Below are 16,609 nucleotides of genomic sequence, written 5' to 3'. Positions count from 1 at the left end.
GTATACAAGAAGTACTTTAAAGATTGGTGCCTATTTGATAGTGAACACTAACTCGCCTAATTCCTCTAGCGCTGTAGCACGAAGCTGATAAGGCTTACCATCGAGTTCAAACGCTATTTTTTGTAAACTTCGTCCGCCTTGTTCACGCGACGCTTCTACATAGAGCGTATATTTCCCCTTAGGTAAGGCTTGGCCTTGATCATCGTCACCCTGCCAATGTAAGCGATACTGACCTGGCGAACGCGTTGCGCCTGTCATAGCATCAACCAAGGCGGCATCACTGCGCCCCAGTTTGCGCCAAAACCGCCGAATATCTTTTAACCAATCTGGCTCTTTGCGCCAAAGCGCCACGAGTTTCACAGGTTCTTGCTCAGCATTCTCGATCCAGACAGCAACATAGGGTCGATAGTATTGCGCGGTTTCAATCTGCGGAATATGCACATTAATTTCTGCTTCTACTGCCTGTAATGGGCTACAGGCAAGCAATGCGATTGCAATACAACTTTGGGGGATCCTTCTCATTGTGCGTGATTCTCCTAGTACAATTAATGTAGCGATATTAGGTAAGCTAAAACTGCCATCATGCCGCCAAGCAACGCCAGGCCATTACCAATAGATTTCTTGGAGGGCATTTTTAACAGTAAATAAAAGCCCGTTAAGGCAAAAAAGAGGCAAGCTATTGCGGTAATATCAATAAGCCAGCGCCAGAGCAAACCGCTATCACGACCTTTGTGCAGATCATTAAGCAAGGCTAAATACCCACTAAACTTCTGCTCTAACTCAATTTCCTGATGCTGAAAATCGACAATCGCCAACGCATAACCGGCAGGTCTTTTAAAGCTCAGTTCAAGGGCTAATTCATCCGTATCAAAACGAGATTGCCAACTCACCGCTTTTACCCCCTGCCCGAGTAACCATGTCGCTAACGCGTCGGTGTACGCGGCTTGTTCGGCAACGGTAGGCCAGGTTCGCAGCGTTTCAGGTAAAGGATACACACTGATACTTTGCGTTGCGCCAAGCTGGCTTTGCCATTCAGGGTGGTTTAGTGTAATTCCGGTTACTGAAAAAAAGAGCAGCAATACTAATACCCACATGGCACTGTATGTATGAGCCACTCGCATTAAACGATTAAATGCGCCCTTTCTTTTTACATCCGAGTTTTTATTCAGCATGGTATTTCACGTCATACGTTCAGCATTAAACACGCTCTGGCGCGTACCCATAAAAGCGTATGATAATAATTCTCAATTGCAAAAGCAAATGATAATACGTATTATTTGATTTCAGGAATAAAGGAAGGTTGATGATTCATCGTAGCGATAACTAATGCCTGTTGCTAACAGGCATTATTCTATTCGCCAGTGACAAAAACAAACCACCCGCCATTGGCGGGTGGTTTTAGAACGTGATACCGAATGTGATAAGCTAAGCGGGAGGATTTACCATCAACACGTTCTTAGAAACGGTAACGAAAGCCCGCTTCTACCGTGCGTTCTGGACCAACATAAATACCTTGGCGTAAACCACTGATATACTGTTTGTCAGCAATATTTTTTACCGAACCATACACCGTTAGACCGTCCAATACGGTGTACTGTGCCAGCAAGTCATATACGGTATAAGCTGGCAGTAATCCGCCCCAAATACCGCCAGCCGCATTGGTTGGGATCGCTTCACTATTGCTTGGATCGGCATATTGCTCACCACGATGATGCGCCATTAATGCCACACTGAACGCCTCCGCGCTGTAGCTAAAAGCAACGTTAGCTAACAATTTAGGGGCATAAGGGATCCGATTACCTGCATTAACGCCGGTTTTAAATTCTGATGTTGGTACCCAGGTCGCGTTTGTATCTAACTGGAAACCGCCACCAAAATCGTAATTAAATACGAACTCCATGCCGGTGTGTTCTGTTTCGCCGGCATTAGATTGCGATAAATTCGGATCGCTATTCCCTGTTACCACCTGGTTAGCAAAATCCATATAAAATGCAGAAACTTCATAAGCAATAGCGCCGACTGTGCCGCGTACGCCCGCTTCGTAATTTACAGAGCGTTCGCCGTCTAATTGCTGATCGGTTAAGCCATCCAACGCAACGCCGTTAGACGCTGGCGAAAACGCTTTATACACGCCACCATACAGCTGCGCATTGGCAGTCAGTTCATACGTCGCGCCAACACCAGGTAAAAACTCCGTATTGGTGGTTTTCGCACTGTCACCATTTTGCGTCAGAATTTCACGCTTTTGCTCGTAAGATTCAACACGTAACCCCGGTGTAACGGCTAACTCATCGGTAATTTGCATACGCGTTTGTGCATAACCGGCTACGCTAGTGGCGGAATCAATAATATGGCGATCATTGTTACCTGAACGATCCGCAGCACGTGTTGCCCGAATACGCGTATCATTTGACTCTTCTTCCATTAAGCGTAAGCCAAATTCTGAGGCGGCAGCATAACCGAATAATTGCTGATCGAAGCTCAAGCGGCTTTCAATGCCTAACCGTTCAAAACCACGATTATTGCCCACAACATTGTTTGTATACACCCAACGCCCTGCTGCGTTTGATGCAGCCGTGTTTACGTCATAGCGCCAGTAATCCCGTGTAGTAGTACTCCAATACACTAGGGTATTCAGTTTGGCATTATTATCTAAAATAACTTCGTGATTAATATCTAAAGCAGTACGATCGGTAAGGTACCAATCATCAGGTGCAGGGTTATAACGCTCGCCGTTTAGATAATCTGCAAGCAACAAGCCGCGATAAGAAATATTGGCTTCATTTTCATGATACGCGAACTTCACCCCCACTTTTTGCTTATCGCTAATAGCCATCCCCGCTTTTACCATAACATCTGACATGTCATAGCCTTTGTCCATAAAGCCGTCGCTTTTCGCGGTAGTCGCTACCACACCGACAAAAGCATCTTCTGAAGGATTGGTTGCACCCGCTTCGACACTTAACTCACGCATGTTAAACGAGCCAGCTCGGGCCGACAGCTGCACGCCATCATCTGGTGTTTTGGTAATGTAGTTAACCACACCACCTATCGTGGAAGGGCCGTAGCGCAACGAGGCAGAGCCTTTTAAGACTTCAACAGATTCAACTCGCTGAATACGGGTATTAAAGTAACGATCATTACCAATAAATAAGCCTGGCGCAACAGGCACACCATCTTCTAACAGTAACGACTTTGATTCACCCGCCGATAAACCACGGATACCAAAGTTGGCGACAATCGAGGTTTCTTCTTCACCTTTAATATTAATGCCTGGAACGCGGCGTAACACATCTTCGGTGGATAACGGCTGCACTTGCTCAATTTGCTGACGATCAATCAAAATAACCGCACCGGTTTCATCAAACCGATGACGCTGTTGCTCGCCTTTTACCCGAATAACCTCTATCGATGGGGTAATAGCACTGGCTTTACCGTCAGGTGTTGCCGTTTCTTCAGCCATGCTGCCGATGCTTATTGCACCTAAAGATACTGCCACGGCAAATGCCACCGGATGCTGCTTACTCGTAAACATAATTCCTCGCTACAATAAAAATCTTACTCAATGTTTTATTGTCGCGAATATTATCAATACGTAAGTTAAATAGCAATAATTATCATTTGAGTTGGCAGTAGCTTTACTGTCATGATTACTCAATTGTCATGGTTACTTTACTGCTGTGCCATACAACTGCTCTGCCCGATTAAATAAAATCCAACTGGTTAGGATATATTTATCCGCTGACACTGGCGTACATCCACGATGAGTATGGGTAAAAAATGCTGGGGCAATAATCATACGTCCTTGAACCGGTTTAATCGCTTTTTGTTGATAAAAAAACTCCGTTTGTCCGCCTTCGGCGACATCGTTTAAATAAAACATAAATAATAAGGTGCGATGCAAAGCCTCATTATCGGGTAATTGCGGGTAAACCTCACAATGCCAGTAATTGTAATTTCCTTTGCCTGCAATATACTTTTGCGCCTGTATGGGCCCTAATCGATACAAGGTACGCATAAAATCAAAGGTTTTATCCGCATTAAACTGGCTAAAGTTATCGTGGTTTACCGCAATAGCTTGCCCTGTCAAAGGATCTTGCGTAGTAATCGCCACGGGGGAAATTAGGGCAAAATGGTATTTTTGAAAATACTGATGGGCGAAATGCGAGGTCACATTTATAACTTGCTGCAATAAATGCTGATATTCAGCATGCTCATTTAAATACAGATCCGTACTTAACTTTTTGCTAGGATCAACGCCACCGCCTGTGCGACCCGGTTTTTTGTGCGGACTTTTTTCAAACGCTCGGATCAGCTGTTGGCAAAGCGCAGGGCTTAACGCATTATCATATACCTCAATAAAATCGGTCATTAGGATGTCCTGACTATGTTTACAGAAAATGTTACGCCGCGCTTCTCAGAAACCGACGCACTAGGCCATATTAATAACACAGTGTTTGCAGTGTGGTTTGAAAGCGCCCGCCAAGGGATCTTTCGCATCTTCACACCCAATTTAGATGTTACACAGTGGGCATTGATTATCGCTAGCATTCAAATAAATTACCATGCCCAAACACACTATAATGCACCAGTCGAATTGCGCACTTGGGTCAGCCGTATTGGTAACCGCTCGTTTGAAGTGTATCAAGAGGCATGGCAGTTGGGGAAAAAATGCGCTTCTGGTACTACCGCCCTAGTTAAGTTTGATTACACCCAACAGCAAGCTGCTGTATTAACTGCGGCAGAGCACGCTGCACTAGAGCAACATTTTCTGACCTCCGCTGAGCGTTAACAGCCTACCATTGGTCGAAACAGGCTGGTAAGCCGTAAGGTTAAGGTTTAGCGTGTAAAAAAACTCGGAGCATTAACCAATGAAAACAAAGCCCATGAAAAGAAAGCTAACATTACTATGTCTAAGCCTTTTTATTGTTCTTCCTTTACAGGCTTACGACCGCATTACCGGAAAAGATTTTGCCAGTCGCTCTGAAGTGATTGCCACAGAGGCGATGGCGGCCACTAGCCATCCTTTAGCAACACAAATTGCGCTTGATGTGATGAAGCAAGGTGGTAATGCCATTGATGCAGCTATTGCCGCTAACGCAGCCTTGGGATTAATGGAGCCAACAGGTAACGGTATTGGTGGCGATCTTTATGCCATTATTTGGGATGCTAAAACGGGTACTTTACATGGATTAAATGCCTCAGGCCGATCCCCACTTGGCTTAAGTTACGATACGCTAAAAGCAGAATTAGATAAACTTGGCCGGCACGATTTACCGCCACATGGCATGCTCCCCATCAGTGTACCGGGCACGGTGGATGGCTGGTTTGAAATGCATCAAAAATTTGGCAAATTACCCATGCCAACCCTGTTACAACCCACTATTGATTACGCTGAAAAAGGCTTTCCAGTAACCGAGTTGATTGCCTATTACTGGAATCGTAGCGTCCCGGTTTTAAGCCCGCAGCCGGGTGATTTTAAAGGCGCTTTTACGCTCAATGGTAAAGCGCCAGCTAAGGGCGAAATTTTCAAAAATCCGGCCCTAGCAAATACATTAAAAGCGATCGCTAAAGATGGGCGCGATGCGTTTTACCGTGGCGAGCTTACGCGCCAAATAGACAGTTTTATGCAGCAAAATGGCGGCTATTTGCGCTTTGCCGATTTTGCCAATCATCGTTCTGATTGGGTGGAACCGGTCAGTGCCGATTACAAAGGCTATACCTTATGGGAGCTGCCACCCAATGGTCAGGGTATTGCCGCCTTGCAAATGCTGCAAATCATCAAAAACTTTGATTTGGCCGCCATGGGGTTTAATAGCCCAGAAAGTATTCACATTATGGTTGAAGCCAAAAAACTCGCGTTTGAAGATCGGGCCAAGTTTTATGCAGACACCGATTTCAAAAAACAACCTATCGCCGGACTTATCTCAGCCGAATACGGTAAAGAACGCGCTAAACTAATTGGTGATCGCGCAGCACAACGCGTTGATGCGGGGAATCCTCATTTATACGAAGGCGACACCATTTATATGACCACAGCTGATAAAGACGGCAATATGGTCTCACTCATTCAAAGCAATTATCGCGGGATGGGCTCTGGGGTTGTAGTACCAGGCCTAGGCTTTGTTTTCCAAGATCGTGGCCAGCTGTTTTCTATGGATAAGAACCATGCGAATGCCTATGAGCCAGGTAAGCGCCCGTTTAATACGATTATCCCAGCCTTTGTGACTAAAGACGGCAAACCCTTGATCAGTTATGGCGTAATGGGCGGCGCTATGCAACCGCAAGGGCACGTACAAATACTGGTTAATATGGTGGACTTTGGCATGAACCTGCAAGAAGCTGGGGATGCAGCGCGCTGGCAACATTTAGGCAGCACTGAACCCACAGAGAGTCAGGAAGCCTATCTTAAGAATGGTGGCTATATTGAAGTAGAACGCGGCATTCCGTTTGAAACGGTACGCGAACTACAAAAACGAGGTCATGAGGTGCGTTATGGTTTGGGCGGCTATGGCGGCTATCAAGCTATTATGAAAGATCATATAAATGGTGTATGGATTGGCGCATCCGAATCACGTAAAGATGGCCAAGCTGCAGGTTATTAAGCACACTAATCAGCCATCATTAGGCGCTTAGGATAACGTTAGCATCATAATGCTGCTGAATATGACATATCGCTTGTTCTAAGCAGCCGGCAAAAGGCTCGGCCGACGCAGGCCGCTGCTTGCGTAAAGTAATACGCTCAGCGGCTTTTAAATATCGCATAACTTCTTCTTTGGTTTGTAACACTAAACGCGGTACGGCAACAGGTTTTCCGGTTTCTGTGTCTTTGGCAATCATCGTAAAATAAGAGGAATTACAATGCTTGATCTGTCCGGTTTGAATATTTTGCGCGTCTACCCGGATCCCAACCACCATAGAACTTTTACCCACATAGTTGACCGACGCATTTAATGTCACTAATTCACCGACTTCAATTGGGTTTAGAAAATCGACCCGATCTACCGAGGCCGTAACGCAGTATTTACCGCTAAATTTAGAGCCACAAGCAAAAGCTATTTGATCCATTAACGACAGCAGATAACCACCATGTATTTTGCCACTAAAATTAGAATGTGATGGCAACATTAATTGTGACAAGGTGATATGTGAGCACGAGACGGTTTTACTTTCTGCATCCATGGCATTACTCCTAATTAATTCAACTGTGTCGTTAGTGGTTTATCTTGAACCAATACCCATGGCGATACCACCACGGCCCAAAGTTCGGTTTTGGCCTGGTACCACGCTTGCGCGTGCCCATCAAAGGTGCGGCTAATCTGTTTACTCGACAACCATGCTGCAACCTGCGATGCCTGATCTTGGTGAAATGCAAACGCCACATCAATTAAATCCAGCGTTGCTTCAACGTGGATGACATTACCCGCGGCATAAAATTTTTGTAAATCTAACCAATTAATTCGAGCGGTTTCTGCAATAATTTTGGCGCGAATCAGCTCGGGGCTTTCTGCCTCTTCAGCAAAATGCGCATCAGCTGGCGTAATGCTACTCATCTTATCCTCATTACCTTACACACTAGGTTATTCAAGTTCATCACTTTGTTCTGCAACCTGTGCTGCACTTAGCTCATGTTTCTTCAAGAGCTTATAAAAATCAGTTCTATTGCGGCCCGCTAACTCGGCTGCGCGCGTCACATTGCCTTCTGTCATTTGCAATACCCGAATTAAATACTGCCGCTCAAATTGATCGCGCGCTTCGGTTAAGGTGGGCCAATAGCTACTATTTTGCGACAAGGCCTGCTCAACTAAGGATGCAGAAATAATTGGGCTCTGCGTTAAAGCGACACATTGCTCAACCACATTAACTAATTGCCGCACATTGCCTGGCCATTTAGCCGTTGCCAACATTTGTAGTGCATCATCAGAAAATCGCGTTACTTTCACATGATGCCGATCAGCACTTTGCTGCAGCACATGCCGTGCTAGCAGAGGAATATCTTCTGCGCGCTGTTCTAAACCGGGTAATTGTAAATTGACCACATTGAGTCGATAGTAAAGATCCTCGCGAAAGGTACCTTCGCTCATGGCAAGTTGTAAATCACGGTGTGTTGCTGACAACACCCTTACATTTATAGGAATACTTTTCGCACTGCCTACCGGGCGAATTTGTCGCTCTTGCAGAGCACGTAATAATTTTACTTGGAGTGCAATTGGCATATCGCCAATTTCGTCTAAGAAAAGTGTGCCGCCATCCGCTTCGCGAAATAACCCGCCATGTTCCGTTACCGCGCCAGTAAAAGCACCTTTACTGTGACCAAATAATTCTGACTCTAATAAATGCTCAGGCAAGGCGCCACAGTTTATCGCCACAAAGGGTTTACCGCCGCGCGGGCTCGCTTTATGGATCGCATTGGCTAACAGCTCTTTACCTGTACCACTCGCTCCTGTTATTAGGACACTGACGTCACGCTGTGCCACCCGATAAGCTTGTTCAAGCAAATCTAACATCAATTTACTGCGGGTAATGATAGCTTCGCGCCATTCGGCTTGTTCCGGCAATGATTGATTAAGCGCCCGTTGTAGCACCTCACGTAGCTCGGCTGGATTTAGCGGTTTCGTTAAAAACCCAAAGACGCCGCGCTGTGTGGCAGCAACTGCCTCGGGGATAGAACCGTGTGCGGTCATTAATACCACTGGTAGTCCTTTGTAGCGCTTGGCGATTTCATCAAATAAGCTCATGCCATCTAAACCTGGCATGCGTAAATCGCTTAGTACCACATCTACACTGTGCTTAGTTAATAAGGCCAGCGCGGTCTCTGCACTGTCGGCATTAATAACCTGATAACCCTCACCTTCTAAACGCAATGTTAATAAGCGTAATAAACTCGGATCATCATCTACCAAGAGTAAACGTGGATTATCTCTGGCCATTGTTTACTCCAGTATTATTTTCCGTTGCTGCAGGCGTGTTTAGCTCGGCTTCAATTTGAGTAAGTGCATCAATCTTTTTCTGTAGATCACGATTGGTTTTTTGCATTCGCTCCAGCGCATCTTGCTGTTGCGCATTTAATCGGGTTACCGCAGTAACGGCTGATTCAGCTTCGAGCAGTTTCTGATTGTAGGTTAACGCCCAACTAAACATGGACGCTAGGCGCGGTGGAAAACCTGAAACCATTTCAGCGAATTGAGTTTGGATCCGAAACCGTGTGACATAAGGCATATCGGGGTGCAAACTTAATAACGCTAACTGTAATTGTGCGACTTCATCAAAGACGGTTAAGGCCCTTAACCGAGCGCGCTCTGGATCAGGATCAACTAGAATTTGCTGTTGATAATCAAGCCAAGCCGCTAAGGTATCAACCTCTTCATTAATAGCTAACAGCACTATGGGCTCGGGATCAACGTTGTCAACCACCAGAGGTGGTTCGATAACCGGTTCAACAATTGACTCTGTTACCGGCGGTAGGGGCACTGGCGCCATTTGACAGCCCCATAACAAGGCCAGCGCAGCCACTAACACAACATTTTTCATACCGGTTTTTCTCCTAATAATGGCAATCGAACCCGAATACAAACATCCGCATAAACAACATCGACGATATCTGCATGCCCACCCAGTAAGCGAGCACAGTCGGCGACAATGGATAGTCCTAAGCCAGAACCTTGCACAGAGTCAAAGCGTGGTGTGGTGCCTCGCTGAAACGGTTCAAACAGTTTTTCCCTTAATGATACCGGGATGGGTGTACCGTTATTGGCAACATCTAGCATAATAGCATCCTCTTGCCGATAGAGTTTTACCCATACCGGACTTCCTTCAGCACCATACGCCTGCGCATTATTGATTAAATTGTCTAAAATACGCCTAAATAAGGTAGCATCGGTATATAAAGCATTTAACTGGCAATCAAGTTTTACTTGTTGTTGCCGCTGTTGTAACGACAACGCATGATCACTAAAGCACTCTTGCATCAATTGCTGTGGTATTTGCTGACTCCACTCGGGCTGAGCTTGCTGTAATAAACGGTTATAATCTAAAAGTTGCTCGGTCAACACACTTAATCGATCAGCGCTACCATTTAACAAGGTTACCACTTCAAGCTGTTGCGGTGTTAAAGGCCCAACCAGTTGTTCAGTTAACAACGCGCACCCTTCACGAATACTCGATAACGGTGTTTTTAATTCATGCGAAGCATGCCGAAGTAAAATCAAGCGTAAGGCTTCTAGCTGTTGCAAACGTGAACTAAGCCAGCGTAATTGCTCGCCCAACTCAGTAAGTTCACGCGGACCTTGAAGCTTTTCATCTGGAAATTGATGTTTCGGCTGGGCAATGGCACGGATCATTCTATCCAATTTTTGCACTGGCGCTGTGATACGGTTCGATGCCCATAACACCAATAATAAGGTCAACAAGACCAGACCAAAGGTTTGCCAAGCAAGTTGCTGCTTAGTAGTAGCAACTTGTTGTTGTTGGTTTTGTAATTGTTGCTCTAATAAATCCCATATTTGTTGGGTAATTTGCTGCTGTTGTGTACGAATTTGCTGTAATAACAGCTCCGGAGTTTCCAATACAGGTTCATTAAAGCGTTGCTTTAAGGCTTCGAGCGCTGCGCGTTGTTCATCACACAACGTTAATTGCGGCAATTCAATACACACTTGATTTAATAAGTTGAGCTGATTATCTAAATGGGTTCGGGCAACCCGTTGCAAGGCATCTGTACGTACTACAACGTATTGCCGCACCGCACGCTCGATATCAATGACGATACTTTGCATACTCTCTGATTGTCTCACCGATGATACGGCTTGCTCTGCCGAGGTAATCGCATAGGAGCTTACCCCACTTAACGATTTATTGCTTTGCCATAACAGCACAGCAACGGGGATCAATGCTAAAAAGAAGCTAAGTAATACTAATTGACGCAACGAAGCGGTTTGAATTGAGAAACGCATAGCTCACAGTGTATTGAAGTAAAATACTAGCTTATCAGTTTACGAAAAAAAACGCTGTTTGTATTGAGACAAAATTACGGCTTACGACAGGGGGTACACGACATGACAACGTTAAGAGTAACCGCTAGCAATAAAAAAGGCCAGACTAAGCTGGCCAAGGCAGATTCAGTACAGGAGAACGTGCGTGACTGTACTGACTTAAAAAGTTACTGAGCTAGTTCAGTATTTAAGCCTGGAACATAAGCAGGTTGCGCCACGGTGATTTCAGTTGCTGCTTGTGCTTGTTCCCACGCTTGCACGCTAGCATTGTTTAAGTCGATACGACGTAACAGCGTGAATACGATAGCCATGTTGGCAACCAGAAACAGGGTAACTAAGCTTAAAAACATATCCATGGTACTTCTCCGGTTAAAGCTCCTGAAAATGGAGCGGTCCGTGCTGTCTCAGGAGAATGTCGTAAAAGTAAGATTCGTACTTTTGCGATATTCCCCTGCAGCCGTACCATAAATAATGCATGCTCTGTGCCAACTTTTAAAATCACCTTAATTTCAATAATTTAGGATTAATCTGGACGTTTATCTATAGGAGATGAAGCTGGAAGTGTTGCAAATTAGAGACACATAAAAGCGTGTAAATAAAATATCATTAAAAATCAAAAACTTAGCCTGTATGCCTTTTGCGACACACAGCCTAAATGATTGTTTTAATTAGATAAAACCATAGCGCTGCGCTACCCGATCAAAATATTCCAGACATTGCTTAGCATATTGACGCTTTTCCACATAGCTACCCGGGAAAAAGCTTTTCTTAAAACCGTAAGCCACCATATCTTTTAGACGTTTTAAGGGCACGTCAAAGTTATCCAGTGCCAGCTGGTATTCTTTACTCACGGTGGTATTAGATACCAAACGATTGTCGGTACAAATTACTGTCGCAATACGGTGCTCCAGCATGGCTTTAAATTTATGTTGGCGAATATCGGTAATGGCCGGATTAGTTTGCAGATTACTGGTTAAACAGACTTCAATAGCAATACGCTTATCAGCAATATAGGATGCCAAGTTACTGATATATTTACTTTTATCGACGATAGCCGGATCTTTAATCATCTCTGGCATAAACATCGAGTAGCCGTGACCAATACGATCAGCATAACACTCGGTAATCGCTTCAAATACACTCTCGGCACCGTAGGCTTCACCAGCATGCAAGGTCTTCAGTAAAAAGTGTTGATGGGCATATTCATACACTTCTTTAAATTTGCCCGCCGGGTAACCGGCTTCCTGCCCGGCTAAATCTAAGCCCACGATAGGTATGCCTTCTTCATCCCGCAGCCTTACACTGGCCCGCACCAACTCCATCGCCGCCAGTTTAATCACGTCCATCGGTGCAAAGTCACGCATCAACTGAAATAAATTCGTGTAATAGGGCGAGAAGCCTTTATTGCCAAACATGCGCATCGCACAATTGATAATGCCGTAATAAAACGGCGGCTTTTGGCCGCTTAATACGGCTTCGGTAGCATTATACTGCTGCATGGCACGCTTTAAGCCCTTATTTACCGCATGCATTATTTGGTCAAAATCAATGCCGCGACCTAAATCAATTAGCAGCTGTGGCGCAAAACGCACCTCGATATAATTTACTCCTTCGGCTTGGTTATCGAGCGCCAGCTCATAGGCCGCTTGTTCCAAATTTTCCGGATCGCGCAATACCGCGCAGGTATACTGAAAACAGTGCAGGTATTCACCGAGATTTTGATAACGATCTTTAAATACCAACTCTTTTAAACCGGCAACGCTATCTGATGGCAAGCTAACATTACTGCGCTTGGCCATTTCAATCAAACTGTCGAGCCTGAGGCTACCATCCAGATGCAAGTGCAAATCGGATTTAGGCATATCTTTAATAAATTCGGCTGAATATCTGGGCATAGTCTTTCCTTCTTTTGCTTTATGCAGAATAGCATGAAAGGCGCTTTTCCGAAAAACCTGAGTACAAGGTACTGCGCCAATGCTTAATCTTTGTGGCAGATCAGCTAAAGGTGACTTAAACATTCAACGCCGAAGAATTCTTGCTAAGCTGTTTATATCGAGTCTTTTACCTCTTCTCCATCCTTAGCTATTTTTGAAGCAGCTTCTGGAGGAAATAACTCAACATGGAGCAAAGCAATGCCTATTTGGTTAAAAGCACTACTACCTGTGCTATTGGCGGTGGTAGTTCTGTTACTGCCGGTTCCCGAAGGCTTAGATCCCCATGCTTGGCGTTTCTTTGCTATTTTTATTGCAGTCATTGCAGGGTTAATACTTGAACCGCTGCCGGGTGCAGTTGTGGGTTTATCGGCAGTGGTATTGGTGGCAATTGCTGCCCCGTGGATGTTATTTAGCCCCGCGCAGCTTGCTGCGCCTAATTTTAATAGTGCAGGTACTGCTTTTCGCTGGGCGGTTGCCGGCTTTGGTAATGCTACCGTTTGGCTAATTTTCAGTGCATTTATATTCGCTGCGGGTTATGAGAAAACTCAGTTTGGTAAACGATTAGCCTTATTGTTAGTGAAAAAAATGGGGAAAAATACTCTGGCTCTGGGTTATGCAATCAGCTTTGCTGATTTATTGCTCGCCCCATTTACACCATCGAATACGGCCAGAAGCGGTGGTACTATTTTCCCTATTATTTCTAACCTACCCGCCCTGTATGGTTCTAAACCTAACGATCCTAGCGCCCGACTTATTGGCTCTTATTTGATGTGGGTAGCCATTGCAGCTACCTGTGTCACGAGCTCGATGTTTTTATCAGCATTGGCCCCCAACTTATTGGCCACTGCTCTCGTTAAAAGCCAAATTGATATCAGTATTAGTTGGGGCACTTGGGCTTTGGCTTTTTTGCCGGTAGGGGTAGTGCTGCTGCTACTGACTCCGCTGCTAGCTTATTGGTTTTACCCGCCCACCATCAAGAGCAATGCTGAAGTGCCGCGCTGGGCCGCCGCAGAGCTGAGCAAACTCGGTCCGATGCAACTAAAAGAATGGTTACTGGTGAGCTTTGTTTGCTTGGCACTGGTACTGTGGATCTTTGCCGCTAAATATATCGAACCAGCGCTTGCTGCGCTGTTAGTTATTTGTTTAATGCTGTACACCAAGGTTTTGGATTGGTCAGATATTACTGGCAATAAAGCCGCCTGGAATACACTGGTATGGTTTGCCACCTTGGTAACACTCGCGGGTGGCTTGTCGGATGTCGGCTTTATTCGCTGGCTCGGCATATTAGGTGGCGAATGGTTGGGCGATGTCTCACCAGTGGCCGCAACACTGGTTTTAGTCATTGCTTTTTACCTGCTGCACTATTTATTTGCCAGTAGCACCGCGCACACTACCGCTTTACTGCCGGTAACGCTGGCAATTGGTGCGGCTATCCCCGGCATGAATTTACTGATCTTCAGTTTATTACTGGTCACCTCGCTAGGTTTAATGGGCATACTTACACCATACGGTACTGGACCCAGCCCAATTTACTTTGGCAGCGGTTATTTACCAGCACAGGATTACTGGCGCCTTGGCAGCATGTTTGGGTTATTTTATTTAGCCATCTTGCTCTGTATCGGCTATCCATGGCTACTGCTGCTATTTTAGCAGTAAGCATTTAGTCTAGATGTAAATAAGAGGCTTGCAGCTGGCAAAGTGATGTATCGCCGCTTATGCTAATATAATTATGCGCCTCTATTAGATGTGGTTCTGTCTTAGCCTAAAAGCCAATGTCAAACCTAGATAACAGTGGTCAGGTTTTATATTTTAGTATTCACCGGAGGCACCAGCAACATGCAACTTAATAATATCTCTATAAAAAATAGACTAATATCAATAGCGGCTGTTGCGGTCATCGCACTGAGCTTAATGCTAGTTCTGATGCAATATCAGGCAAAAACGTTGGGCAGTTTGGCCTCTGCCGATAAACTAATCGCTGAACTGAATACCGATATGTTGATGCTGCGACGTCACGAAAAGGACTTTATATTACGCCAGGAATTACGCTATTTACCACGGCACCAGGAAACACAGCAACACCTGGAACAAAAACTTGCTGAACTAAAACAATTATTAACTAAACTGAACTTGCCCGATCCCCACACCACTGAGTTTGCACGCTTGGTAACAAACTACGGTAATGAGTTTGCTGCACTGGTTGCCTTACAACAACAAATAGGTTTAACCGCCACGGATGGATTGCTAGGTGAGCTGCGCAATAGTGCGCATCAGCTGGAGCAGCAACTTAGCAGCTCTTTAGAACAGCAGGTGTCATATTTACAACTGCGCCGCCTAGAAAAAGATTTTTTACTCAGACTAACTCCAGAAGATCTTACTAAACAACTCGCGATTGCTACAAACTTGCAAGCGGAATTGTCAGAATCAGAAGTGCGTATCTTACAAGACTATATGCAAAGTATAAACGCTTTGGGTAAAGCAATGGAGCAGCGAGGCTTAAACCAAAATCAAGGGGTAGAAGGCCGGATGCGCCAACAAATTCAAGCTACCGAAAGCCTGCTGAAACAGATGTCAGAGCAACTTAGCGCCAGTTTTAGCGACGCGGTGCAACAGATCAATCGGTTAAGCCTGGGTATTTTTGCCCTAATCATTATCTTAGTGGTGTTACTGGTCAGCCTGATTGCTCGCAGTATTCAAAAACCCATTCAGCAGGCCTCTGCTGATTTGGCCCGTATTCGAAATGAAAAGGATTTTACCCTAAGGCTTCAGATACTTGGTAAAGATGAAATTGCCTTTTTGGGCGAGAATGTTAATACCCTACTCTCCGATATTCAAACCCTCGTAAAATCGGTTAATCATTCACTAGAAACACTAGACAGCGTCACGGAACAACTGGCCAGCGCCGCAGCAGGCAGCGCCACACTGATGCGTGAGCAACAATCAGAAACTGATATGGTAGCCACCGCAGTTACAGAAATGGGTGCGACTATTCAGGAAATTGCCGCAAACACAGAGATGACCGCGAGCACGGCTAACAGCACCAACTTAAATGCACAACAGGGTCAGCAGCAAGTTAGCGATAGTGTGGACTTTGTGAAAGCACTGGCGACGCGTTTGCAAGATGCCAGTAAGTCCGCCTTAGAACTAGAACAAGACAGTATCAATATCGGCTCTGTACTCGATGTGATACGCGCCATTGCTGAACAAACCAACTTGTTAGCGCTAAATGCGGCAATTGAAGCGGCCAGGGCCGGCGAACAAGGTCGTGGTTTTGCGGTTGTCGCTGATGAAGTTAGAACCTTGGCACAACGCACCCAGCAATCTACACGGCAAATAGAAGCGATTATTCAAACGTTACAACAGCGCACCAAAGGTATTGCTATTACTATGCAAGAATGCCGTGATAACGGCATGCAGAGTGCCGATCAGGCTAGCACCGCAAAAGAGCTGTTGCAGCAAATCACCGCGAATGTCAGCAATATTATGGATATGACCACCCAAATAGCCGCAGCAATAGAAGAACAGAGCCTAGTAGCTGCTGAAGTAAATCGTAATGTGGTCAAAATTAGAGATATGTCAGAAGAAACCGCCGGTACAGCTCGTCAAACTAATCAGTTAAGCGAAATGGTAGCGGGTCAGGCTCGTGAATTGCGAATGGAAGTAGAAAAGTTTCGAGCTTAAAGTATG

Annotated in this window: 15 protein-coding genes; 4 read left to right on the top strand and 11 right to left on the bottom strand. The window is 45.3% G+C overall.

The features are described 5' to 3' along the window. Positions 1–30: 30 nt before the first annotated feature. The 4 genes from IE070_RS04365 to IE070_RS04350 form a co-directional block, all read right to left on the bottom strand. Positions 31–522: a DUF2271 domain-containing protein gene (locus IE070_RS04365; protein ID WP_189480866.1), complete on the bottom strand. Its 492-nt coding sequence runs from the start codon at positions 520–522 to the stop codon at positions 31–33. Between the two features lie 23 nt (positions 523–545). Then, on the bottom strand, positions 546–1,172 hold the full coding sequence (locus tag IE070_RS04360; protein WP_189480864.1) for a PepSY-associated TM helix domain-containing protein: 627 nt from the start codon (positions 1,170–1,172) through the stop codon (positions 546–548). 284 nt (positions 1,173–1,456) lie between these two features. Then, on the bottom strand, positions 1,457–3,535 hold the full coding sequence (locus IE070_RS04355; protein ID WP_189480862.1) for a TonB-dependent receptor family protein: 2,079 nt from the start codon (positions 3,533–3,535) through the stop codon (positions 1,457–1,459). Between the two features lie 132 nt (positions 3,536–3,667). Continuing rightward, positions 3,668–4,372, bottom strand: coding sequence for a 2OG-Fe(II) oxygenase (locus IE070_RS04350; RefSeq protein ID WP_189480860.1), 705 nt, complete (start codon positions 4,370–4,372; stop codon positions 3,668–3,670). 15 nt (positions 4,373–4,387) lie between these two features. On the opposite strand from IE070_RS04350, the gene IE070_RS04345 reads away from it, so the two are divergent. Beyond that, positions 4,388–4,792 (top strand): acyl-CoA thioesterase, encoded by a 405-nt coding sequence (locus IE070_RS04345; protein ID WP_189480858.1) that lies wholly within the window; start codon positions 4,388–4,390, stop codon positions 4,790–4,792. A 94-nt stretch (positions 4,793–4,886) separates the two neighbouring features. Further along, a complete protein-coding gene (ggt, locus tag IE070_RS04340; protein ID WP_189480856.1) occupies positions 4,887–6,605 on the top strand; it encodes a gamma-glutamyltransferase in 1,719 nt (572 codons plus the stop codon). A gap of 19 nt (positions 6,606–6,624) precedes the next feature. On the opposite strand, the gene IE070_RS04335 is transcribed toward ggt, so the two are convergent. The 7 genes from IE070_RS04335 to IE070_RS04305 form a co-directional block, all read right to left on the bottom strand. Next, complete coding sequence (locus IE070_RS04335; RefSeq protein ID WP_189480854.1) at positions 6,625–7,182, bottom strand: acyl-CoA thioesterase; 558 nt, start codon at positions 7,180–7,182, stop codon at positions 6,625–6,627. 14 nt (positions 7,183–7,196) lie between these two features. Further along, complete coding sequence (locus tag IE070_RS04330; RefSeq protein WP_189480853.1) at positions 7,197–7,553, bottom strand: DUF2288 domain-containing protein; 357 nt, start codon at positions 7,551–7,553, stop codon at positions 7,197–7,199. Positions 7,554–7,580: 27 nt separating this feature from the next. Continuing rightward, positions 7,581–8,930, bottom strand: coding sequence for a sigma 54-interacting transcriptional regulator (locus IE070_RS04325; RefSeq protein ID WP_189480851.1), 1,350 nt, complete (start codon positions 8,928–8,930; stop codon positions 7,581–7,583). Next, a complete protein-coding gene (locus tag IE070_RS04320) occupies positions 8,917–9,531 on the bottom strand; it encodes a hypothetical protein (protein WP_189480849.1) in 615 nt (204 codons plus the stop codon). The genes IE070_RS04325 and IE070_RS04320 overlap by 14 nt, the downstream gene beginning before the upstream one ends. Beyond that, positions 9,528–10,949 carry a sensor histidine kinase gene (locus IE070_RS04315; RefSeq protein WP_189480847.1) on the bottom strand — a complete coding sequence of 474 codons (1,422 nt, stop codon included), beginning with the start codon at positions 10,947–10,949 and terminating at the stop codon, positions 9,528–9,530. The genes IE070_RS04320 and IE070_RS04315 overlap by 4 nt, the downstream gene beginning before the upstream one ends. Positions 10,950–11,155: 206 nt before the next feature. Continuing rightward, positions 11,156–11,344: a hypothetical protein gene (locus tag IE070_RS04310; protein WP_189480845.1), complete on the bottom strand. Its 189-nt coding sequence runs from the start codon at positions 11,342–11,344 to the stop codon at positions 11,156–11,158. A 312-nt stretch (positions 11,345–11,656) separates the two neighbouring features. After that, entirely contained in the window at positions 11,657–12,883 is a 1,227-nt protein-coding gene (locus tag IE070_RS04305) for an adenosine deaminase family protein (protein WP_189480843.1), read from the bottom strand. Positions 12,884–13,120: 237 nt separating this feature from the next. On the opposite strand from IE070_RS04305, the gene IE070_RS04300 reads away from it, so the two are divergent. Both IE070_RS04300 and IE070_RS04295 read left to right on the top strand, forming a co-directional pair. After that, positions 13,121–14,572 (top strand): DASS family sodium-coupled anion symporter, encoded by a 1,452-nt coding sequence (locus IE070_RS04300; protein WP_189480841.1) that lies wholly within the window; start codon positions 13,121–13,123, stop codon positions 14,570–14,572. A gap of 261 nt (positions 14,573–14,833) precedes the next feature. Further along, a complete protein-coding gene (locus tag IE070_RS04295) occupies positions 14,834–16,603 on the top strand; it encodes a methyl-accepting chemotaxis protein (protein ID WP_229796923.1) in 1,770 nt (589 codons plus the stop codon). Positions 16,604–16,609: the final 6 nt, after the last annotated feature.

Source organism: Alishewanella tabrizica (genome assembly GCF_014652375.1).
In the GTDB taxonomy this organism is placed as follows: Bacteria; Pseudomonadota; Gammaproteobacteria; order Enterobacterales; family Alteromonadaceae; genus Alishewanella; species Alishewanella tabrizica.
This window is presented reverse-complemented; position numbering and strand designations above follow the sequence as displayed.